This is a genomic window from Clostridium sp. TJA020 (assembly GCF_058310295.1).
In genome coordinates this window covers 1-24,468 of record NZ_JBZEFC010000007.1, presented here as the reverse complement: position 1 = coordinate 24,468, position 24,468 = coordinate 1, and the positions used below count along the sequence as shown (strand labels likewise).

Sequence of the window (24,468 nt, the reverse complement as noted above, 5' to 3'; positions counted from 1 at the left end):
ATATAAAATAAAAAAGATAGGATTAAATCCTATCTTTTTTAAAATTATTTTTTTCTATTTTTTAATGTTCTACTATATCACTTTCTTTAAGCTTATTAACAAACTTTTCACTACTTTTATTCATTGGTTTTTTTAATAATATAGCTATAACTACAAATATTAAAGCAGAAATTATTAATATAATAAGATCCTTTTGTATAAGTTCTGGTACTATTCCACCAACAAAACCTCTCATTGCTTCTATTGCATATCTAAATGGTAAGTAAGGATTTATTCCTTGGAAAAATCCTGACATTACTTCAACCGGGAATGTTCCTCCTGATGCAGCTACTTGAAGTACTAAAAATATTATACAAATAGCTTTACCAACATTTCCAAATACAGAAACTGTTGAATATATTATTGTTATAAATATTAAACTTGTAAACATTCCAAATAATACAAATAATACTGGATGTATTACATATGTTCCTAATATAAATATATCTCCTAATGTAACTATAGCACCTTGAAGTATCCCTATTATTGCAAATAATATATATTTCCCAAAATAAACTTCTATCGGCCTTGCTTTAGTTCCATCTTCAAATGATTTAGCACTTACAGTTAATATTGATACGAGTATTAATCCACCTACCCATAAAGATAATGTTGTGTAAAATGGTGACATTGCTGAACCATAGTTTGGAACTGGGAATAATTTATTTGTTTCAATTTCAACCGGACTAACCAAGAACTTAGTTTTCTCTTTCCAATCACCAGTTATTATATCCAATATTCTATTTATATCTTCTTTTTTATCTACTTTCTTTATATCATTAGTTATTTTATTAAATGACTTTTTAAACTCAGGAAATTTTTCTTTAACTTTAGATAACTCTTCATTAGTTAATTTAGTTCCTTTTGAAAGCAATCCTAATACATTTTTAACGTCTGGAATTACATCCTGAGTACATTTTATTAATTCCATACTTTCTTTCGCTATTTTATTTAACTTATTTAATGATTCATTAATAGAAGGAACTATTGTAGTATCATAGTTTCCTATAATTTTATTTAAATCTCCTTGTAATAAATCTAATTTATTTTTTATCTTGTTTATAGTATCAGGTTGTAAAACTACATTATTATTAACTAATTCAATATTCTTTGTTATATCATTTATAATAGATAAAGTTCTTTGTTCTATGTTATTTAATTTACTTATTATATTAGTTAACTTATCACTACTTAAACCTTTATTTACTGATTCTAATAAATCAACTACTGATTTTAAGGTGTTATCTACTACTTTTAATTTATCATTTAAACTATTTAAAACTTTTAAAAGTGCTTCTTTATCATATTTTTCTGATACATTACCTAAAATTTCTGAAGAACCATTAATTAGATCCTTACTAAATATTAAATCTTCTTTAATTATAGGAGCTAAACTATTTAAGCTATCTTTAGATTTATTTATAAATTCTTTTCCTTTATCTAAACTACTATTTACATCTTTTAATGTAGTTTCTAAATTAGGAATTATTTTATTCATTTTATTTATCATAGTATCTATAGTTATAGTTCCATCATAAGCCTTGTTTATAAGGTCATTTATTTTAGGTAAATTATCATTTACTTTATATATAAGATTTACAGTTTCTCTAATTTTATCTCTTGATGATTCATATTCTATTCCAACTTGATTTAAAACTTTAAATATGGCTCCATCTACAGTTTCAGAAACATTTCTATCAACTTGTGCTTTTAATGCTTCTACACCTTTTGATGTAATCTTAGGTGCTATTGCATTAGCTATTTCATTTACTGTATATATTAATTTTGGTTTTACAATATTTTTTGATGTAGGTGATACTAAATCTTTTGAAAAATCTTCTGGTATAACTATGCTAGCAAAATAATTACCAACTCTTACACCTTTTTCAGCCTTTTCTTTACTTACAAACTTCCATCCTATATTATTATTTTTTGAAAGTTCATCTACTACCTTCTCTCCAATATTTATTTTTTTTCCTTCTATTTCTGTACCTTTATCCTCATTGACTACTGCTACCCTAATACCACTCGTACTTCCATACGGATCCCAAGATGACTTAATATTAAACCACGCATAAAGAGAAGGAAGTATTATAAGCCCACATAATACAACTATTGCAACCCAATTTGTGAATATATTTTTTATATCCCTCTTAAAAATTTTTAAAATATTTTTCATCAGTTATCCTTCCTTTTTATTTTCTAATGTAGAGATTATAACATAAATACTGACCAAAAGTCATTATTTATTTTTATTAATTTTTATTTATAGTATTCTCTATTTAATATAAATAAAATTACTCCTAATGAAAATTATATTCTCATTAGGAGTAATTTTATTTTACATCTCTATAAGCTAATAAAGCATTTAAATTATCAAATGAATATACATTTAATGTATTTGTATCTCCATATGCTCCATACAACTCACTTTTTTTATCTAATACTTGAAAACTCTCTAATTTTCTTAAAGCCATATTATATAAATTTTTATTTTTAGATTGATATCCTATTCTAACAAGTAATGCATATATTGATGTAGATTCTATGTCTGATGCTTTTTCTCCATTACTTACATTATATTTTGAATATATAGCTTCATCCTTCTTAAATTTATTTTCTATCCAGTCAATACTACTTTTTGCTGATTGATTTAATTCAACTTTATTTAAAATACAAATTAATGATAACAATGTATCTGTTGTATTTTCATTATCATATTTTTTTGTTTTTCTATTATAGTTTGTTCTATATAGAGGAACCTTATTACTTATGTACCCATCATTTAATAGTTTTAATGATCCTGAATATACCTTTTTCCACTTATAATCTATATTACTTAAATAATCTAATGTAGGAAGATCTATATAACATAACGTCGTTATATCACTTTTACCATATCCATCATAAAAATCACTTAAAACATCTACATCAAGTAACTTTTCATTAATTGCTCTTGATATTTTTATAGCTAATTTTCTATAATGAAATTTTCCCCATCTTTCATTAGCAAGCAAAAGAGCTTTAACAATTCTTAAATCATCAATAGTTGCTGATGTTTGATTTTTATTGTTACCTTCAACTCTCCACGAAATTAAATTATTATCAAGAATCATATTTTTTTCTATATAATTTAATACTTTATCAAAATTTTCTTTCTCATTTCTTTCTAAGTAATATATTAACATCATTCCTTCTGACTCTGATAAAACTGCATTACCTTTTGTTATATCTCCTTCAGATTTTTTATCTACATAATTTGTTTTTATTCCACCTGAACTATTAGTTAATTTATTATCTATAAACTTTAATAATATTTCTTCTCTATGAGAAACAGGGTTATCATTATATTTCACATTACTATCTAATGGTAAAACATATGGCATAGATACTTTTATAAATATTAGTACTATTAATATAATAAAAAAAACTATCCCATAAATATTTTTCTTTTGTTTATTCAAGTAAAATTCACCTCTATCTTAAAAGTATTATAGCTGATTATAAAAATAATCAGCTATATAAATACTTATATATTTTATAATATATATTAACCTTATCAACATAATTTTTAGTTTCAGGGAAAGGGATATAATGAATATTTTCTCCATCTTTAGAGTATTCATTATCTTTAAGCCACTTATTTACATTTCCTCTTCCTGCATTATATGCTGCTATTACTAAATCCTTATCTCCAAATTCTTTATAAAGATTATTCAAATACCAACATCCCATTTTTATATTTGTTTCCTCATCATAAAGCATATTTTCTGAAAAGTTCTTTATTTTCATTTGACTAGCAATCCACTCACCTGTACTATCAGTGATTTGCATAAGTCCATAAGCATCTTTATGTGATTTTGCATTTGAATCAAATTTACTTTCAGCTTTTATTATAGATAATACAAATAATGGATCTAAATTATATTCTTTACTATATTTATTAATAACATCTTCGTGCTTATATGGGAAAGCATATCTTTGTACATAATACTTAATACCTACTAATGCTACAACTATCACAAATAACCAAAGTATTATCTTTTTTAACTTCATTTTTAACTCCTTATTATATTAGTGTATTCATAAAATCTATAAAATCATCAACTTGCTCTTTAGCATATAATAAATCTTTATTATTATCTATTATTATATTAGCATAATTTTTTTTCTCTTCTAGTGGCATTTGTGCATTAATTCTATTCAATGCATCATAATTACTTAATTTATCTCTTTCTTTCACTCTTTGTACTTGAGTTTTACTATCTGCAACTACTAATACAACAATATCCATATCCTCATTCATCTTGCTCTCTATAAGAGTTGGAGCATCTAATATTACTATTTTTTCACCTTTGTTCTCCAATTCTTTTATAGCATTCATTATATCAGCCTTTATATACGGAAGTATTATATTTTCGTATTTAACTCTTTGCTTTGGAAATCTAAATATATGATTGCCAAATTCCTTTCTTCTAAAATCTCCTCTCCAATCAAAAAAACCTTCTCCAAATTGAGCTCTAACTTTCTCTAATATTTCTGGATATTTAACTAATACGTCTCTTGCTATTAAATCAGCATCAATTACTTTAAAACCTGCATCTTTAATCATGCTAGATACTGTACTTTTACCAGTTCCTATTCCCCCTGTAAGTCCAACCTTTATCATGTTAAAGTAAAATCCTCCTTTACTTAGTGTTATACCATGTATCTCCAAAATTAATATCAACATCTAATGGAACACTAAGTTTAAATACATTTTCCATTTCTTCTTTTACTATATTTTCTACAATATTTATTTCTTCTTCCACTACATTAACTATAAGTTCATCATGAACTTGTAATATTAATGTACTTTTTAAGTTTTCCTTATTTAGTCTATTAAATACATTTATCATAGCTATTTTTATTATATCAGCAGCACTACCTTGTATCGGTGCATTCATAGCAAGTCTTTCTCCTAAAGCTTTTACTATCTTGTTTGAAGCTTTAATTTCAGGTATAAATCTTTTTCTATTTAAAATAGTAGTTACATACCCTGTCTTTTTAGCATCTTCAACAACTGATTCTAAATATTCTTTTATTTTTGGATATCTATCAAAGTAAATACTCATATATTCTGCTGCTTCTTTTCTTGTTATTCCAAGGTCTTGAGCTAATGAGAAATCACTTATTCCATAAACTATACCAAAATTAACTGCCTTTGCTCTTGAACGCATTAAAGGAGTAACATTATCTATATCAACATTAAAAACTTCTGCTGCTGTTTTTGTATGAATATCACTATGATGTTTAAATGCATTTATCATATTTTCATCACCACTTATATGAGCTAAAACTCTAAGTTCTATTTGTGAGTAATCTGCTGATAAAAGCTTATCTGTTTTATTTTTAGTTATAAAAACTTTTCTTATTTCTCTTCCCATTTCATATCTTATAGGAATATTTTGTAGGTTAGGTTCTGTACTTGATAATCTTCCTGTTGTTGTAACAGTTTGATTAAATGTACTATGAATAGCGCCATCTACATCTATTAATGGCTTCATTCCCTCAACATATGTTGAATTTATTTTACTTATTTGCCTATAGTAAGTTATTTTATCTATTATAGGATGTTTATCTCTAAGCTTTTCTAAAACATCTGAATTAGTTGAATATCCTGTCTTTGTTTTTTTAATAACAGGTAAATCTAATTTTTCAAACAATATTTTTCCAAGTTGCTTTGGAGAATTTATATTAAATTCTATATCAGCCATTTCATAAATTTCTTTTTGTACTATATCAATTTCTTTCTTAAACTTAACTGCTAATTCATCTAAAATTGTTTCATCAACTTCAAAACCTTCGTCCTCCATTGATGCAAGCACATATATAAGCGGATGTTCAACATTATAATAAAGTTCTTCCATTTTTTCTTCTTTAATCTTATCTACTAAAATTTTATATAATGTTTCTATATAAGCTGCTCCATATTTTAATTGATCTTCGCCCTTTTGAATTTCATCACCTACATACGTCATAATAACATCACTTAAAGGATATTGACCTTTTGAAGAATCTATAATGTAAGAAGCAATTGCTGTATCAAATTCAAATCCATTTATTTTTATATTAATTTTATTTAAAGCTTTTATTAGAGATTTACCATCATGTATAACTTTTATCTTATCTTTATTTTCAAAAAACTCTTTTAATATAGAAACTATTTTTTCTTCATCATCCTTTATAAGTTCATCAAAATTAACTATAGTTGTTGAATTATTATTTCCAAAATATAATGCTTTAAGTTTTCTATTTGAATTTAATGAAGATTCAAATATACTATACGCTATGTAATAAGTTTTATTATCCTTTAAAAACTTACTTAATTGCTCTTGTGAATTAATTACTTCATAATTTATTTCTTTAGTTTCCTCATCTTCTCCAATAAATTTTGCTAAAGAAGATTTCATTTGAAGTTTTATTAATAATTCTTTTAATCCACTTTTATTCATCTCTTCTACATTTTTTATATCCTCAATTATATTATCTAGTGGAACCTCAACCATTATTGTTGCAAGCTTTTTACTGAATATTGCCTGTTCGCTATAAGTTTCAAGATTTTCTTTTAATTTTTTACCACTAATACTATCTATATTATTTAATACACCTTCAACAGAACCATATTCTTTTATTAATTTATAAGCTGTCTTTTCTCCAACACCTGGCACTCCTGGTATATTATCAGATTTATCACCCATAAGACCTTTTACATCTATAAATTGAGTTGGAGTAACTCCAAATTCTTCAATAAACTGTTCTTTATTGTATTGTGCTGTTTCTGATACACCTTTTTTTGTTATAATTACATTTATGTTATTATCAGCAAGTTGAAGAGCATCTTTATCTCCTGTAACTATAAATACTTCCATTCCTTCTTTTGCCGCAAGCTTTGCTGTAGTTCCTATAATATCATCAGCTTCAAAACCTTCAATTTCATATATTTTTATTCCAAGAAGCTTAAGCATTTCCTTAATAATCGGAAATTGTTCTGCAAGCTCTTCTGGCATCTTTTTTCTTCCAGCCTTATAATCATCATACTCTTTATGTCTAAAAGTTGGAGCTTTTTTATCAAAAGCCGCAACTATATAATCTGGATTTATATCCCCCTTCATTTTTAATAACATATTTGTAAATCCATATATAGCGTTAGTGTGAACCCCTTCACTATTTGTAAGAGGTGGTAACGCATAAAAGGCTCTATTCATCAATGAATTTGAATCTAATATAAGTAATTTCTTCATACTTTCCTCCAAACTTAAGAAAATTTCTCTATCTTTCATTATTAATTAATTATGTCCTAGCTTCATTTTGCTATAACCTTAATTTTTAAAATACACTTTATAATTAAAAAATACTAAGATCTAATTCTTTTGCTAAATCCTCTAAAATTTTAAGACCTGCAATACTATTTCCTTTTTCATCCAATGCAGGACCATATACTCCTATTCCCATTCTTTTAGGAACAGCTCCAACTATTCCTCCACCAACTCCACTTTTAGCTGGTATTCCTATTCTAACCGCAAATTCCCCTGATGCATCATACATACCGCAAGTAACCATTATAGATTTAACTATTCTGCATATTTTCTTATCTACTAATTTTTCCCCACTCCATGGAATTATTCCATCATTTGCTAGAACAGCTCCCAGTCTAGCTAAATCTTTTGCATTGGCTTCAATTGAACATTGCCTAAAATAAAGATCTAAAATTTCTTCAACATTTCCCTCTAATATGCCACTGCTTTTCATAAAGTAAGCTAATGCTCTATTTCTATTTCCTGTTAACTTTTCTGATATATATACTTCTTCATTTATTTTTATATTAGGATTATTTGTAGCTTTCTTCATAAAATCTATAAGTTTTTTTAGTTTTTCTTCTTCTGTTTCACCTTTAATAAGTGATGTAGTAACTATAGCTCCAGCATTAATCATTGGATTATAAGGTCTTCCCGTTTCTGTAGTTTCAAGCTTAACTATAGAATTAAAGCCTTCTCCAGTTGGTTCAACATTTACTTTTTTAAAAACATCTGTCATTTTATTATCACTAAGTGCTATCATTAAACTAACAATTTTAGATATACTTTGTATTGTAAAGTTTTTATCGCAATTTCCTGCAAAACTTTCTTTACCATCTAAGTCTACTACAGCTATACCTAAATCATTTACATCAGCCTTAAGTAAAGCGGGAATATATGAAGCAAGCTTTCCTTCCTGTCCGTAGATTTTATTTTTTTCTACTAATGTTTGTAGAATATCTGTCAAATTAAAGCCCTCCATTCTCATATAATAATAAATTCAAGTAAATATATTATATTACTTATCATAAACAGTTACAAGAAATATGCTTTTTCTTTGTTTACAGATTGTTTTTTGTATAGTATTTACTTTTTATAGTAAAATAATAGAAAATAAAACTTTAGGAGGTATTTAAAATATGAAAAATTTTGATGACCTATTAAGAAAATACGCCAATCTAGTTATAAAAAAGGGTGTTAACATTCAAGAAGATGGACTTCTATTTATTAATTCACCAATTGAATGTTCAAACTTTGCAAGATTACTAGCAGAAGAAGCCTTTAAAGCATCAGCAAAAGATGTATATATAAATTATTCTGATGAACTATTTACAAAGATACGTTTTAAAAATGCTTCTGAAGAAACTTTATCAAAAATTCCTCAATATGAAATAGATAAATATAATTATTTTACTGATAATGGTGCTTCATTTATTTCAATATCAGCAAGTGACCCTTCATTATTTAAAGGCATTGATTCAAAAAAAATAAGTTCTGCAAGTAAAGCAAGAAGTATAGCGCTTAGAAATTATTCAGATAAACTTATGAATAACGAAAATGCTTGGTGCGTAATATCAATGCCAACTAAAGCATGGGCTTCTAAAATATTCAATGATGTTTCAGAAGATGAAGCAGTAGAAAAACTTTTTGAAGCTATCTTTAATGTAATGAGACTTAATTCAGAAGATCCTATTACTGAATGGACAAATCATTCTAATAACTTAAAATCTAATATGAAAAAACTTCAAAATTATAATTTTGATAAATTAATTTTCACAAATTCATTAGGAACTAATTTAGAATTATCTCTAGCTCCAAATCACATATGGTGTGGAGGATCTGATATTACTAAAGACGGTGTTGAATTTATAGCAAATATGCCTACTGAAGAAATATTTACAACACCAAAAAGAAATGGAGTAAACGGAACTGTTTATTCAACTAAGCCATTAAACTATGGTGGAAATTTAATAAATAATTTTTCATTTACATTTAAAGATGGAAAAATAATAGATTTTACTGCTGAAGAAGGATATGATTCATTAAAAGAATTATTAGATACAGATGAGGGTTCAAGATATCTAGGAGAAGTTGCATTAGTTCCTTATAATTCTCCAATTTCTAATTCAAATATATTATTTTTTAATACTTTATTTGATGAAAATGCATCATGTCACTTAGCTATCGGAAAAGCTTATCCTTCATGTATAAAAAATGGTGAACAAATGAATGACAAAGAACTTTTAAATGCTGAATCTAACATATCATTAACTCATGTAGATTTTATGATTGGATCAAAAGATTTAGACATAATTGGAATAACTAAAGAAGGTAATAAAGTTCAAGTTTTTAAAAATGGTAATTTTGCAATATAAACAAAAAGTTGACCTAATTTATAGGTCAACTTTTTTTATTTATTAACATCTTCTTTTTTTACACTTTTTTGAACTCTTTCATCATAACTTTGTATTTCAAATTCAAGTCCACTAACTAAATGGTTAAACTTATTTGTAATTCTTTTTCTAAATAATATATTTTGTAAAAATGCATTAATACCCGAAAATACTCCTGTTGTATTATCATTTTCCTCTAAAGAAAATAATGTTTTATTATCTTTTGATTTTTCAAAACGGTATGTTGAAATACACATAAGCTTATCTCTCACAGAAGTTATTTGATAAAGCTTATCTTTTTCATATGCCGTTACTTCAACCCTAATATTTACTGTTCTTTGTGAACCTGATTTAATCTTTTTATTAGCTTTTGCTCCTAAAGGATTCTTTTCATTAAATTTTGGAAAATCCTTTTTTGCAGTTTTTATAAAAACTTTAAAAACCTTTTCTAAAGGATAATCCAATTCTACTGTTTTTTTAAATCCCATATAAAATTCCTCCTAAAAATAAGAACTATTTATAGGTATTTATTTATTAGAGGCATAACTTTCTCAATTCTTTTTAGTCCAAAATCTACTGGCCTTAATTCTATATATGGAAGTTTATTCTTTTCTAATTCAAGTTTTATTTGTTCTTCTACTAACATCATCTCTGGAGATATTAAAACAACATTTATATCTTCGGTTTTTATATATCTATTCATGTTTTCTTCATTAGAAAATATATAATTTAATACCATACCATTTTCATTTGTGTATTTTTCAAGAGCTTTCTTAAACTCTTTAGCTTGTCCAGTTCCCCTCGATAAAATTAATACCTTCCCCATTTACACCCTCATTTCCATTTATTGTTAATGTAATTATACATTATGAGGTCTATTAAATTCAATAAGTCTTTTACATATTTTTTTCTTTAGCTTTATCTATAAAAAGTTTCATATTATTACTTATAAATTTATCTTTATGTATTATAAGATTTAAATTTCTCTTTATCTTATTTTTATTAAATGTTAATTTACTTATTTTTTTACTTTGCATTTCATCTTTTATACATTGACTTGATATACAACCAATTCCAAGTCCTGCTTCAACACTCTTTTTAATAGCTTCAGTACTTCCAAGTTCCATAAAAATATTATAATCTATATTATTATCTTTTAAATATTTTTCAACAATTTCCCTTGTTCCACTACCTAATTCCCTCATAATAAATTTCTCTTTAGTTAAAGCAAGCTTACTTATATATTCTATTTCTTCCCATTTTGTATTATATTTCTTTATAAATACAAGTTCATCTTCCCAAAAATTTTCATAAATAATTTCTTCTGAATGTACTTTTCCTTCAACAAATGCAAAATCTATTTTATTTTCTAAAATTAGCTGCTCTATTTTTTCAGTATTTTCTATTATAAGTGATATCTCTATTCTTTCATTATTTTCAACAAAATCTTTTATGATATCAGGAAGGATATATATTCCTATCGTTGTGCTTGCTCCTATAACAATTTTTCCTTCATTATTATTATTTATATTTCTAACTTTATTTAATCCTTCATCATAAAGATTCAAAACTCTCCTTACATAATTTAAATATACTTCGCCTTCATAAGTTAAACTTAATCTCTTTCCTATTCTGTCAAACATTTTAACACCAATTTCATCTTCTAATTCTTGTATAGCTTGACTAACTGATGGCTGACTTATATACAATGCTTTTGCTACTTTAGTCATATTCAATGTCTGAGCTGTTTCATAAAATATTTTTAACTTTCTAAAATTCACGCCATCACCTCTTAAATTAACTACATCTTATTTTTTATCATCTACTTCTTCATAATCAACATCTATTGCTTTTGATGGATCCTCAAAATCATCATCAAATATAACATCATCATTTATATTTGAATAATTATCATCTGATTGATTACTATAAGTATCACTTGTTTTTTTATTTCTATTTATATAACCATTAACCTTACTGATAATCCAAAGTGCCAAAATCAATAAAATCATATAAGGTAATATCTTTATAAACAATTTAAATATTGCTGAAATTATAAGTATAACTATAATAAAATAAAGTATTGTCTTAAAATTTTTATTCATCTTCTCATTCCTTTTTATTTTCATTTTGTACTATTATACAGTTTAATTGTTAAGTAATAAAGATGTTTATTTTTCAAATATATTAACATTACAAACTACAATATAATTATAATTTTAATATATTTATATTTTATAAATATAAAATATATCTTAACTTTATTTACTAATTAATACTATATTAATATAATAACACTATTATTCTCTATAAGTAAATTAACTAAAATAGCAAATATAAAAAAGCACCTAAAAGTTAAACTTTTAGATGCTTTCATGAAATAACTTATATTATTTTAAATAACACTAAGCTTATTTAATAATATAGCAAAATATTCTAAATTAAAAATTTAAGTAAAAATACAACACCAATTATTACAGTTGTTATACTTATATCTTTTACTTTTCCTGTAAATAATTTTATTAATATGTATGATATTACACCAAATATAATTCCATCTGAAATACTATATGAAAATGGCATCATTATCATAGTTAAAAATGCAGGTATTGACTCTGAATATTCTTCTAAATTTATTTCTCTTATAGGTTCTATCATAAATAAACCTACTAATATTAATGCTGATGCAGTAACAGCTGGTGTTATTGCAGCAAATATTGGTGAAAATAATAAAGCTAAAGCAAACATTATAGCAGTTGAAACTGCTGTAAGTCCAGTTCTACCACCTTCTGCAACTCCTGCTGCACTTTCTACAAAAGTACTTACTGTACTAGTTCCCATGCAAGCCCCTAAAGTTGTACCAATAGCATCTGAAAGCAATGCTTTCTTAATATTTGGAACTTTTCCGTTCTCATCAAGCATTTTAGCTTTAGTTGCAACACCAACTAAAGTACCTATAGTATCAAATAAATCCATAAATAATAAAGTAAATAATACTATTACCATATCAAATGAAAAAATATTATGCCACTCAAAGTCAAAAAGTATTCCACTAATTGATGGTGGTGCACTAATTACAGCACTTGGAATTGGAGTTAATCCAAAAGGAATACCAATTATAGCAGTAATAATCATTCCAATAAAAAGTGCTCCTTTAACTCTTTTTGCTAAAAGTATTGATGTTATTATTAATCCAACTATAGCAAGTAATCCAGCACCATGAGTTATACTTCCTAATGATAATATTGTTCCTCCATCCTTTGGATGAACAACAATTCCTGCACCTTCTAATCCAATAAGTGCAATTAAAAGTCCTATACCAACTGAAATACCTTTTTTTATACAATCAGGTATTGAATCTACAATAGCTTCTCTAACATTAAATAATGTAAGTAATATAAATATTATACCTTCTAAGAATACAGCTGTTAGAGCAAACTGATAAGAATATCCCATTTGTAATACTACTGTATAAGCAAAAAATGCATTTAATCCCATACCTGGAGCTTGAGCAAATGGAAGTTTAGCATAAATTCCTGTTAAAAGTGTTGCTACAAAAGCAGAAAGTGCTGTTGCTGTAAACACTGCTCCTTTATCCATTCCAGCAGCTGAAAGTATTGTTGGATTTACAATAAGTATATATGCCATAGTCATAAATGTTGTAAGTCCTGCAACTACTTCTCTCTTAGAATTAGATCCATTTTTTGTTATCTCGAAGTAATTATCAAGTAATCCATCTTTTTTAAAGAAGTTTTTCATGTTATCACTCTTTCATTTATTTTTTCGTCCGCTTTTAATAATATATCATTTTTCGATAAATTTCTACCCTCAACACGAATATTTTTTTATTCTTTTTAAGTTTTATATATTTTTATTTAAGTTATATACATTATAAAATTGCTTTCCTCATATAATATTCGCCTTTATATAAATAAAAATGGATAGATTATTTTAAAAAATAATCTATCCAATATAAACTTACTCTTTAAATATAGTTACTTCAACTTCTTCAATTCTTCTTCCAGTAACTTCTTTTACTTTTAAATGTATATTATCTACATCAAATTCTATATTGACTCCTTCTTTTGGTATTTTACCTATTCTAGTTATCATATATCCATTTAATGTATCAAAATCTTCATCTTCTTCAATACTTGTCCCAAACTCATCATTGAAATCATGAATATTTATAGTTCCTTTTACTAAATACTTATACTCATCTATTTTCTTTATATCTGGTTCATCTATATCATATTCATCATCAATATCTCCAACTATTTCTTCAACTAAATCTTCCATAGTTACAATTCCTGAAAAACCACCATATTCATCTATTAATAGTGCCATATGATTTTTGTTTAATTGAAGCTCTTTAAATAATTCATTTATCCTCTTAGTTTCCGGAACAAAATACGGTTTATGAAGTATATGCTTTATATTAAGATTTTCAAAACCTACTTTTCTTGCCATTATAAATAAATCTTTTGTATATAGTATTCCTACTATATTATCTATATCCCCTTCATAAACTGGTATTCTTGAATATTGTAGATTTATTATATCATCCAATTCTTCATTTATATCATCAGAAATATTTATCATATATGTATCTTTTCTAGATGTCATTATTTCTTTAGATAATCTATCATTAAATTCAAATACACTGTCTAACATTTCTTTTTCTGATTCATCAATTGCACCTTCAACTTCACCTTCTGAAATTAAAGCCTGTATCTCTTCTTTAGATACTTTTTCTTCTATTCCTTCTTTATTAAAACCTAATAATTTAAGTATTAATGAAGTTGAAAATGAAAGTATTTTTACAAATGGTTTTGTAATTATAAGTACAATATATATTGTTTTTACAGATCTTAAAGCTACCTTTTCTTTATTTTTAAGCGCTATTCTTTTTGGTACTAATTCTCCAAACACTAATGTAAAGTATGTAAGAATTATTGTAACTATTATTACTCCTAATTGATTAGCATATGGTATATTCAATGCTTCTAATTTATTTGAAAGTACTACTGAAATACCTGTTGCAGCTGATGCACTAGATAAAAAAGCTGCTAATGTTATTCCTATTTGTATTGCTGCTAGGAAATTACCCTGATTTTTCATAATTTTTTCTAAAAGTTGCGCTTTTTTATTACCTTCTTCACTTAAAAGCTTAACTCTATTTTTATTTACTGATGCTATTGCCATCTCTGCTGATGAAAAAAAAGCATTAATTAATGTTAATATTATTATTATTATTATTTGCATAATAATACTTTCCGGCTCTGGTTCTATCATTATTTTCCTCCCAAATTTTATCATATAGAAGTAATATATCATATGTTTTCATAATTTCCAACCATTATATATTTAATAAATTAGAAATTTTTAGTATATTTTTCATAAAGTAAGCTATCTTAAATTAAGATAGCTTATTTAAATGTTTTATTTTAATCCATTATATTTAATTTAACTATTTTCAATAAAAAATAGAATTTAAACTTTACCTCTTAAAGCTTTCATTAATGAAATTTTATTTCCATAATGTAAAGTTCCTCTTCTATATAATTTACTACTAATAACTCCAACTATAATTATAAAACCTATATTTATAATTGTAGTTATTATAATCTCTATAAATCCAACATTTGATAAAACAATTCTCTCAAATATTATAAGCGGTGATGCGAAAGGAATATAACTCATAACCTTAGCAAAAGTAGTATCTATATTAAACATACAATTCATAGCTATTAAAAATACAACTACAAATACCATAGTTATTGCTCCCATAGATGAATTTACATCTTGTGGACTTGTTGCAAGAGAAGCTACTGCTGCATAAAGCATTGAAAAAGTTAAATATCCAAGTAAGAAATAGAATATAAATGATAATATTATTGATACATTTAAATTTAAAGATTCAATAACTTCCATACTAAAACCTGAAGTTTTAAGCATTATAAATCCTGCACCTAAAAGTATTAATATTTGTGTTAATCCAACTGCACAAACTCCAAGTACCTTACCAAAGAATAATTCCATTGGTTTTGCCATAGTAATTAATGTTTCCATTATCCTGTTTGTCTTTTCTTCTATAACAGAATTTGCAACCATTGAGCCAAATGTTAATGTAATCATATATATACCAAAAACAAGTGCATATACAAGAGTCATTCTCTCGTTAGATGAGTTCCCCTTTTGTATAACTTCTAAATTAGCTGGTGACATTATTTTAGAATAATCCTCATTACTTAAATTATATTTTTTCATATTATTCATTATTTTTATTTCACTTAATATAGAGTTAACTTTATTGGTTAATTCTTGACCTGGTGATTTATTTACGTATAACTTTCCACTTACATCTTTTACTTCTGAAATTTCTAATATAGCCTTAAATTTTGAATCTCCAGATTCAAGTTCTGATTTAACTTTATTAACTTCATCAATATTTTTTGCTATTACAAAATTATAACTATCATCATTTATTTTACTTAATAATTCTTTATTAACTAATTTATTATTAATCGCTCCATTATTATTCACTTCACATATCATAATATTATCTGTTGAATTACTTTTAAATAAAGACATTATTTTATCCATATTAAAAAATCCAAGCATTATTATTAAAGTAATTATAGTAGAAATTATAAGTCCCTTATTTCTAATTGTTTCTCTATAAGTAAAACCAAATATCGTTAAAAATTTACTCACTTTAATCACCTAACCTTTCTATGAAAATATCATTTAATGATGGTTTTTCAAAATAAAAACCATTAACATCTAAATCTTGGTTAGTGATTTTCCTTAAAATTTCTTTTCCTTTTTTAATATCTCTTATATCAACTATAAATTTTCCATTTTCATATTTATATGAATTCACTTCTTCTATTTTTAATATATCTTCTATACCTTTTTCTCCTTCTATAATAAGAGCCTTTACCCCATAATCTTCCTTAATTTTTTCTAAATTTCCTTGAAGAATTGTTTCTCCTTTTTTTAGCATTATTATATCATCACAAAACTCTTCAACATCAGCCATTCTATGACTACTAAAAATTAAAGTTTTTCCCTTATTAAGCAGTTCTCTTATAACAATTTTAAAAGTTTCAACATTTACAGGATCTAATCCACTAAATGGTTCATCTAATATTATTACATCTGGATTATGCATTATAGCAACTATAAGTTGAATCTTTTGCTTGTTACCTTTTGATAATGTTTCAACCTTTTTATTTAAATATTCACTTATTTCAAACCTATCTAACCAATATTTTATTGATTCTAAAGCATTATTTTTTCTCATTCCATAAAGAGATGCAAAATATAATAACTGATTCTTTACAGTAAACTTTAAATATAATCCTCTCTCTTCAGGTAAATATCCAAAGGATTTTTGATTAAAGTTTAACTCCTTATTATTAATTAAAACCTTTCCATTATCACTTGGAAGTATTCCTAAAAGAATTCTTATAGCTGTAGTTTTACCTGCTCCATTTCTTCCTAGTAACCCTAATGCCTTTCCACTATCAATAGTAAAATTTAAATTTTTAAGAGCTTGCACATCACCAAAGGATTTGCTTATACCTTGTGCTTCTATTTTCATAATGTCCCCCTTTTGTTTAAGTAGTTATAAATTTAACAATTTAAATTTATTATTACAATTGTACCACATTATGTTATCATTTTAAATTAATGATTTTATTTACTTTTTAATACAAAAAGGTATCGTGTTTTACGATACCTTTAAATAATTATTTCATCTTATTATTATGCATAAACGTTTTTATAAATCCTTCTAATTTTTTTATCATAAATTTCTTTTTCTAACATAACTTCTTTTTGTATCTCATTTTTATATTCTTTAGAAAATCTATCTAATCCAACCTGCAAAGCTTCTCTTTCTATTTTTAGTTTTTCTATCTCTGATTGTATGTTTTTAATAGATTCTCCTATTATGTTATCAGTATTAACCTTATTTGTTATGTTACAGAAGTCATAAATACATTGCCTTTTATCATATTTTTTAGCCTTTTCTAATTCATTTTCTAACTCCTTGATTTTCTCATCACATTCTTTTATCATTTCCTTAAATTCTCTTAGTGTATCTTTACTATAACTTAATGTATACATAAAATTTCCACCTCCTAAGACTAACTATAATTTTATTTTATGAAAACAATTACATAAATACAATGCATTTCATAATAAGTTTACATATTTTTACTTATATTATTTTTTTAAACATATTTTATTGTTATATATTAATTTAAAATAAAAAAAAATGAGCACTCATCATATAAAATAACGAGTACTCATTAATTTAATTTATATTATTTATAAATTCATTTTATCTATAATATTAAAAATCTTCGTAATGCTTTGATTATAATATTATTTGTTCATTGCTTCTTCTACAGCAACAGCTACAGCAACAGTAGCTCCTACCATTGGGTTGTTACCCATTCCGATAAGCCCCATCATTTCAACGTGAGCTGGAACTGATGATGATCCTGCGAATTGTGCATCTGAGTGCATTCTTCCCATTGTATCAGTCATACCGTATGAAGCTGGACCTGCAGCCATATTATCTGGGTGAAGAGTTCTTCCAGTACCACCACCTGATGCAACTGAGAAGTACTTCTTACCTTCTGCTACACATTCTTTTTTGTATGTTCCAGCAACTGGATGTTGGAATCTTGTTGGGTTAGTTGAGTTACCAGTAATTGATACGTCAACTCCTTCGTGATGCATTATAGCAACACCTTCTCTAACGTCATTTGAACCGTAGCATTTAACCTTAGCTCTTGGTCCATTTGAGTAAGCTTTTTCTCTAACAACTTTTAATTCTGAAGTGTAGAAATCGAATGCTGTTTCAACATATGTGAATCCATTAATTCTTGAGATTATCATAGCAGCATCTTTTCCAAGACCGTTTAAGATAACTCTTAATGGTTGTTTTCTTACTTTGTTAGCTTTTTCAGCTATTTTAATTGCACCTTCAGCAGCTGCAAATGACTCGTGACCTGCTAAGAAAGCGAAACATTCTGTTTCTTCTCTTAAAAGCATTGCTCCAAGATTTCCGTGTCCAAGACCAACTTTTCTATCGTCAGCAACTGATCCTGGGATACAGAAAGCTTGTAATCCTTCTCCGATTGCTTCAGCAGCATCAGCAGCTTTTTTGCAACCTTTCTTTATAGCTATAGCAGCACCTAAAGTATAAGCCCATCCTGCATTTTCGAATGCGATTGGTTGAGTTTCTTTTACTATGTTGTATGGATTGATTCCAGCTTCGTCACATACTGCTTTAGCATCTTCTAAACTTTCCATTCCATACTTATTAAGTACTGGAATGATTTGATCTATTCTTCTTTCATAACTTTCAAATAATGCCATGATAAAATTCCTCCTTACAAATGGTAAATTAATTTTTTAAATTATTCATGTCTTGGATCTACTAATTTAACAGCATCGTCAACTCTTCCGTATTGTCCTGATGCTTTTTCCATTGCTTCGTTAGCATCCATTCCTTTTCCGATGAATTCCATCATCTTTCCAAGGTGAACGAACTTGTATCCGATAATTTCATTATCAGCATCTAAAGCAACTTTTGTTACATATCCTTCTGCCATTTCAAGGTATCTTGGTCCCTTAGCAACTGTTCCGTACATAGTACCAACTTGTGATCTTAATCCTTTTCCTAAATCTTCAAGTCCAGCTCCTATTGGTAATCCGCCTTCTGAGAATGCAGTTTGAGATCTTCCGTATACGATTTGTAAGAATAATTCTCTCATTGCAGTGTTTATAGCATCACAAACTAAGTCTGTGTTTAATGCTTCTAATATAGTCTTTCCTGGTAATATTTCTGAAGCCATAGCAGCTGAGTGAGTCATTCCTGAACATCCAATTGTTTCTACTAATGCTTCTTCTATTATTCCATCTTTAACGTTTAAAGTAAGCTTACAAGCTCCTTGTTGAGGTGCACACCAACCTACTCCATGAGTAAGACCTGAGATATCTTTTACTTCTTTAGCTAAAACCCATTTTCCTTCTACAGGAATTGGTGCTGGTCCATGGTTAGGTCCTTTTGCGATTACACACATTTCTTGAACTTCTGTTGAATACATCATATTCTTATTTCTCCTCCCTAATTATTAGATTATAAACAGTCTCTATGTATAAAAACTTGTTTACATTATCTAGCTAGGTCAAAAACTGCCCCACTGGGTAAGTTTTATCCTACATACATTTTAGCAAATGTCTACTCATCAAACAACTAAAATATTATTTTTTTTCACATTTTTGATAAATTTATTTATATAATTGATATTTTAAAGTATTTTTGATATAATATTATCGTTATTGAAAACGGCATTAGTTTGCCACCATGGCGGAACTGGCAGACGCACATGACTCAAAATCATGCGGTTTTACCGTGTGGGTTCGATTCCCACTGGTGGCACCATACTTTTATAAGAATAGCACTATCACTTACTTTCATAGTATTTTGATAGTGCTTTCTTTTTATATTTACCACTATTTTTACCACTTCTACAATAAAATTTATAAAAAAAAGAAATCCTTTGAAGACTTTCTTAAATATTTAATTATTTTTTATATTTAAAAATTATCATTTTTTTACTCTCGAACTTTGGAAAACGAAATATATCTTTTTAATATTTTTTATATCATACTTAAAACTTGTTATGTAGCCATTCTTATTTTAATTATTTCTATCATTTTTTAAATAATTTTATTTTATAGGGGGTAAAAAAAGGGGTAAAGTATTTTTAATAAAAAAAGACTAAGAAAATTTAAATCTTAGTCTTTTTATAGCATAAAATCTTGAATTATATAATTAATTGCATTTTTTTTTTTCTTATTTTACCTAGAAAATTGTTGCCTATATATAACTTTTGCTCCTAACCTTTTTAATTAGATTACTAAAATCGCTTAATTATATATTCCACAATCTATCATCTTAATAGCCATAATCTATTTAATTTAACTTATTACAAAAAATAATTCTTATATTTATACGATTATTTCTTTGTCCAATTTAATAATTCTTCAACTAACATATATACATTAGTACAAGGAATCATATTATTAGGATTAAACACACCTTCTTTTTTCCAATTCTGATGTACTATCTTAGCATTATTTATACCTGTGTGAATCTTACTTTTAAATTTGCTATATAAATTTGGATTTGTTTTTTCATATTTCTCTCCCAAATACTGACTTATTTTATCTTTACATGAATCATCACTTATGTATGTTTCTTGTTTTTTTAAGTGCATTAAAAACCAGAGTTCAAAATCTTTATTAGAAAAAGCACATAATATATTATTTTTTTTAGCTAAATTTATAGCCTCTTCAAAGTCATCAAAATTGTCTTTATCAAAAACACACCAAATTCTTCTATACTTCTCACCTCTAGAAATCTTAATCGCATATTCTACAACTCTTTTAGGACTTTCTGAACATTGTTTAGGTAATATTTTAGCATTTTCTTCATTTGACTTTTTTAATGAAACATCTGCTAAATCTACTCTAAATTTATCAAAATAATTGTACTCTGTAACTCCTTGACATACTATTAATATTTTATTATCTAATTCTCTTACTTTACGTTTTTTTCTACCCATAACTTTATTCACCATCAATAATTATATTTTTAAACGGAATTGCCCCAAATACGCCTAATAAATATTTTTTAATTAAATTCTCATCTTTTCTTATACCTTTAAAATCACTTAAACAATATAATTCACTAACCCCTTTATCATCTTTATCTATAAACCATATTTGATCCCTTCTTATATTTTCTTCTAAAAGTAAAACATCATGAGTATTACAAATTATTTGAGCATTTTTTTCATTTAAATCTATTGAATTAAACATTTCTAATACAAACCTAACAATAGCACAGTGTAATCTAGAGTCTATTTCATCAATAAATATAGTTCCCCCATTGCTTAAAGTACTAAATATAGGACCTAATAAAGCAAATAATTTTTTTGTTCCATCTGATTGATATTCATCAAAAGGTATTTCTATCATTTTATTAAGCTCATTTCCTTTAGTGTCATACACCTTATGCATAGTGTTAAAATTAGATATTTTTTGTGTTATAACTCCTATTTTTATATTCTTAATTAAATCGCTATTAAAAGAATCTTTTAAATCTTCTTCTGATTTACTAGATTCTAATTCATAATCAAAATCTTCTATACCTATATCTGCTTTTTTTAAATAATCTAAAATTGATTTTTTTATAAACGGTTTTTCTTCTAAAATTTCAAAGGTTTTTGATATATCATTTTGGTCTTGTATTGTTAATATATCTAATTTATCAAACCAATTCCATATATCATTAGCAATTGTATTATTAAACATCTTACAAATTGATAAAAATAATGCTCCCTTTGAAACTCTACTTTTTATATTTTCTTCTTTTTTAAAATCTGAATATAATCTTATATCTTCAAAATCACTTGATTCTCTAAAAAATAAACAAGATTCTTTTGCTACAGTTCTATATAGCCATTCTTCACAAACTTCACTATTATATATCTTAAAACCATATCTATATTTAATTTTATTTATTATTATTGTTATTTCATACATTGATGGTTCATCGTAACCTTCAATAAATTTAAATGGCTTTATAGAATTAATGGCACCTAATGGAACCATTGAATACAATATTAAATTCTTCATATTTTTTATACTTTTAATAAAATTACTTTTTCCACTCCCATTAGCACCATAAATAATTGAACTTTTTAATAACTTACTTTTTTTAAAACCACTATCAAATGTATTTATATATTCAAATTCGTTTCCAACATCCTTTTCCATAGAAAAAATATTTTCACCTTTAAAAGAATAACTATTTTTCACAATAAATTCTACTAACATAATCGAACACATTCCTTTATTTTAAATTTTACTTATATTTTATGCTTCTTCTTATTCTTATTATACATTTTTGTATTTTTTTTTCAAATTTATTCACTTTTATTTAAAATATAACTATTAAATTATTATTTTTGGGTAAATATATAGACTTTGTATTTTTTTAATTCTTTTACATACATTATAGTCTTTATTACGTATTTCATTGAAATATTTCTCTTCATCATTAATTTTCTATGCTCCATTATAATATGTAATTTTTTTAGGTGTTATTTTTTCATCTGCTTCAAACAGATCATATCCACCCTCTCCATAATCCTCTTCTATTTTTATTTTATTTCCTCTTATAACCGGATTTATATAATCATAGTACTCTACATAAACTTTCATAAAACTATTTACACGTGCCACCATTTTTTTACCGTCTTTTTCTACAAAATGCTCTTGTCCAGCAAATGCATACGAAAAAAGTCCTACAATCGAATAAACAATCATGCATACACCAATTATTAGACTAATCAAAGTTGTTGCAATAAAACTTCTCTCTGTAAAATAATATAAAAATATAATTATTTGAATTAAAAGTGAAAATAATACAAAAGTAAAAATAATGCCAAATATAGCATTGACATTATTTAAAAAAGTTAAATTGTTTAGTCTAAGTATATATTCCGAAAATTTATATACCAATATTATAAAAAACAGAATAATACAATTAATAATAAATAATTTCTTTCTCATAAATTCTCCTTATGAATAATATTTGTCTAATTCTTCTATTGATATGGTATAATCATTAATCTTATCATCTCTAACATCCTTAATATAATCCTCTCCTCTTTTGTATATATCTTCTAAGTCTAAACCAATATCATTAACTCTCTTTATCATTAATTCCCTGTAATTCATTATATAGCCTCCTCAATTTATAGGGCGTTAAACACTTTACACCCATATGTAAATAAAATGATAAGAACTTTAATCTTACCCTTTTAGTAATTTATTTATATCAACACTATTTTCATTTATAGTACTCATTATCTTATTTATAGCTCTTAGCCTTATTCCTTTTCTACAATGATCTTCTGAAAATCTAACTATATTTGCTATCTGCTTCCAAGTTATTTTTTCTTTGGTTAAATATCTTAACTCTATTACTTTTCTTTCTACTTCAGTTAATTTATTTATACATATATCTATTAAATTCTTAAATCTAATATACTTATTTAATTGATTATTTAGGGCTATTAAGGGTTCTTTAGAGTAACCTTTATAATTTTGAATTAACTCTATTTCCTTATTTATAAAATCAATCTTATATACTAATCCCTTGTATTCTTTAATAGTTCTCTCGAATACCCTAATTGTTTCAGCATTACTCATATACTCACTCCAATACCTAAATATATATTTCTTAACACCCTCTCAAATGTAATATCTTCTCTGTATCTTCTATTGTATTCAGCTCTAAACCACATACTGCTCCTTATCTTTCTGATAGCTTTTGATTTAGTATTTTTAATATTACTAGAAGAGGTTTCAAATATATCTGCTATATTCTCTATTGATGTTTCTTCACTATCCCACCCATAATATAGCTTTAATACCTCTCTTTCGTGTAATGTATTATAACTATTCATTACACCATCTAGCTCTTTTCTTAATTCCTTTGTATATAAATCATCTTCTATCTTTTCTATACAATTATCTTTACTTTCTATAAGGTCCATTAGTTCGCTTTGTTCTTCACCGACTGTTTTATTAAGGCTTGT

General features: G+C 25.8%; 24 protein-coding genes and 1 tRNA gene. 2 read left to right on the top strand and 23 right to left on the bottom strand.

Annotated features, from left to right (window positions below):
* Positions 1-61: 61 nt before the first annotated feature.
* The 6 genes from AC4FQ1_RS10595 to glsA form a co-directional block, all read right to left on the bottom strand.
* Positions 62-2,218, bottom strand: coding sequence for a YhgE/Pip domain-containing protein (locus tag AC4FQ1_RS10595; RefSeq protein ID WP_491169637.1), 2,157 nt, complete (start codon positions 2,216-2,218; stop codon positions 62-64).
* 157 nt (positions 2,219-2,375) lie between these two features.
* Positions 2,376-3,503, bottom strand: a complete 1,128-nt coding sequence (locus AC4FQ1_RS10590; RefSeq protein WP_491169636.1) for a glycosyl hydrolase family 8 — start codon at positions 3,501-3,503, stop codon at positions 2,376-2,378.
* Positions 3,504-3,552: 49 nt separating this feature from the next.
* The gene (locus AC4FQ1_RS10585) at positions 3,553-4,095 is read right to left on the bottom strand and encodes a lytic transglycosylase domain-containing protein (RefSeq protein ID WP_303130918.1); all 543 of its coding nucleotides are present in this window, start codon (positions 4,093-4,095) and stop codon (positions 3,553-3,555) included.
* A 13-nt stretch (positions 4,096-4,108) separates the two neighbouring features.
* Complete coding sequence (coaE, locus tag AC4FQ1_RS10580; RefSeq protein ID WP_303130917.1) at positions 4,109-4,708, bottom strand: dephospho-CoA kinase; 600 nt, start codon at positions 4,706-4,708, stop codon at positions 4,109-4,111.
* Positions 4,709-4,727: 19 nt separating this feature from the next.
* Positions 4,728-7,322, bottom strand: coding sequence for a DNA polymerase I (gene polA / locus AC4FQ1_RS10575; protein ID WP_491169635.1), 2,595 nt, complete (start codon positions 7,320-7,322; stop codon positions 4,728-4,730).
* A 103-nt stretch (positions 7,323-7,425) separates the two neighbouring features.
* Positions 7,426-8,343 (bottom strand): glutaminase A, encoded by a 918-nt coding sequence (gene glsA / locus AC4FQ1_RS10570; RefSeq protein WP_303130972.1) that lies wholly within the window; start codon positions 8,341-8,343, stop codon positions 7,426-7,428.
* A gap of 172 nt (positions 8,344-8,515) precedes the next feature.
* Here glsA and AC4FQ1_RS10565 point away from each other — a divergent pair, with 172 nt between their 5' ends.
* Positions 8,516-9,751 (top strand): aminopeptidase, encoded by a 1,236-nt coding sequence (locus AC4FQ1_RS10565; protein ID WP_491169634.1) that lies wholly within the window; start codon positions 8,516-8,518, stop codon positions 9,749-9,751.
* 35 nt (positions 9,752-9,786) lie between these two features.
* Here AC4FQ1_RS10565 and AC4FQ1_RS10560 read toward each other — a convergent pair whose 3' ends face one another.
* The 11 genes from AC4FQ1_RS10560 to AC4FQ1_RS10510 form a co-directional block, all read right to left on the bottom strand.
* On the bottom strand, positions 9,787-10,257 hold the full coding sequence (locus AC4FQ1_RS10560) for a DUF3284 domain-containing protein (protein ID WP_303130968.1): 471 nt from the start codon (positions 10,255-10,257) through the stop codon (positions 9,787-9,789).
* 29 nt (positions 10,258-10,286) lie between these two features.
* Positions 10,287-10,595 (bottom strand): hypothetical protein, encoded by a 309-nt coding sequence (locus tag AC4FQ1_RS10555; RefSeq protein WP_303130967.1) that lies wholly within the window; start codon positions 10,593-10,595, stop codon positions 10,287-10,289.
* Between the two features lie 70 nt (positions 10,596-10,665).
* Positions 10,666-11,550, bottom strand: coding sequence for a LysR family transcriptional regulator (locus tag AC4FQ1_RS10550; RefSeq protein ID WP_303130965.1), 885 nt, complete (start codon positions 11,548-11,550; stop codon positions 10,666-10,668).
* A gap of 27 nt (positions 11,551-11,577) precedes the next feature.
* A complete protein-coding gene (locus AC4FQ1_RS10545; RefSeq protein ID WP_491147668.1) occupies positions 11,578-11,874 on the bottom strand; it encodes a hypothetical protein in 297 nt (98 codons plus the stop codon).
* 331 nt (positions 11,875-12,205) lie between these two features.
* Entirely contained in the window at positions 12,206-13,528 is a 1,323-nt protein-coding gene (locus AC4FQ1_RS10540) for an NCS2 family permease (RefSeq protein ID WP_303131048.1), read from the bottom strand.
* A gap of 219 nt (positions 13,529-13,747) precedes the next feature.
* Complete coding sequence (locus AC4FQ1_RS10535; protein WP_303131052.1) at positions 13,748-15,067, bottom strand: hemolysin family protein; 1,320 nt, start codon at positions 15,065-15,067, stop codon at positions 13,748-13,750.
* 195 nt (positions 15,068-15,262) lie between these two features.
* Positions 15,263-16,486, bottom strand: a complete 1,224-nt coding sequence (locus AC4FQ1_RS10530) for an ABC transporter permease (protein WP_303131050.1) — start codon at positions 16,484-16,486, stop codon at positions 15,263-15,265.
* 1 nt (position 16,487) lies between these two features.
* Positions 16,488-17,378, bottom strand: coding sequence for an ABC transporter ATP-binding protein (locus AC4FQ1_RS10525; RefSeq protein WP_491169633.1), 891 nt, complete (start codon positions 17,376-17,378; stop codon positions 16,488-16,490).
* Between the two features lie 164 nt (positions 17,379-17,542).
* Complete coding sequence (locus tag AC4FQ1_RS10520) at positions 17,543-17,905, bottom strand: hypothetical protein (RefSeq protein ID WP_491169632.1); 363 nt, start codon at positions 17,903-17,905, stop codon at positions 17,543-17,545.
* A 261-nt stretch (positions 17,906-18,166) separates the two neighbouring features.
* On the bottom strand, positions 18,167-19,168 hold the full coding sequence (locus AC4FQ1_RS10515) for a GGGtGRT protein (RefSeq protein ID WP_491147676.1): 1,002 nt from the start codon (positions 19,166-19,168) through the stop codon (positions 18,167-18,169).
* A gap of 41 nt (positions 19,169-19,209) precedes the next feature.
* On the bottom strand, positions 19,210-19,902 hold the full coding sequence (locus tag AC4FQ1_RS10510; protein WP_491169631.1) for an iron-sulfur cluster assembly scaffold protein: 693 nt from the start codon (positions 19,900-19,902) through the stop codon (positions 19,210-19,212).
* 251 nt (positions 19,903-20,153) lie between these two features.
* Between AC4FQ1_RS10510 and AC4FQ1_RS10505 the strand changes: the two genes are divergently transcribed.
* A tRNA-Leu gene (locus AC4FQ1_RS10505) sits at positions 20,154-20,237 on the top strand.
* A gap of 577 nt (positions 20,238-20,814) precedes the next feature.
* On the opposite strand, the gene AC4FQ1_RS10500 is transcribed toward AC4FQ1_RS10505, so the two are convergent.
* The 6 genes from AC4FQ1_RS10500 to AC4FQ1_RS10475 all read right to left on the bottom strand — a co-directional run.
* Positions 20,815-21,423, bottom strand: a complete 609-nt coding sequence (locus tag AC4FQ1_RS10500; protein WP_491169630.1) for an RloB family protein — start codon at positions 21,421-21,423, stop codon at positions 20,815-20,817.
* Positions 21,424-21,427: 4 nt separating this feature from the next.
* A complete protein-coding gene (locus tag AC4FQ1_RS10495) occupies positions 21,428-22,699 on the bottom strand; it encodes an AAA family ATPase (RefSeq protein ID WP_491169629.1) in 1,272 nt (423 codons plus the stop codon).
* Positions 22,700-22,930: 231 nt separating this feature from the next.
* Positions 22,931-23,218 (bottom strand): hypothetical protein, encoded by a 288-nt coding sequence (locus AC4FQ1_RS10490; protein ID WP_491169628.1) that lies wholly within the window; start codon positions 23,216-23,218, stop codon positions 22,931-22,933.
* Positions 23,219-23,446: 228 nt separating this feature from the next.
* Positions 23,447-23,605 carry a hypothetical protein gene (locus AC4FQ1_RS10485; RefSeq protein WP_491169627.1) on the bottom strand — a complete coding sequence of 53 codons (159 nt, stop codon included), beginning with the start codon at positions 23,603-23,605 and terminating at the stop codon, positions 23,447-23,449.
* 75 nt (positions 23,606-23,680) lie between these two features.
* On the bottom strand, positions 23,681-24,079 hold the full coding sequence (locus AC4FQ1_RS10480; protein ID WP_491169626.1) for a DUF722 domain-containing protein: 399 nt from the start codon (positions 24,077-24,079) through the stop codon (positions 23,681-23,683).
* Positions 24,076-24,468 (bottom strand): sigma factor-like helix-turn-helix DNA-binding protein (locus AC4FQ1_RS10475; protein WP_491169625.1); only part of this gene is annotated, 393 nt, incomplete at its 5' end. The genes AC4FQ1_RS10480 and AC4FQ1_RS10475, both read right to left, overlap by 4 nt.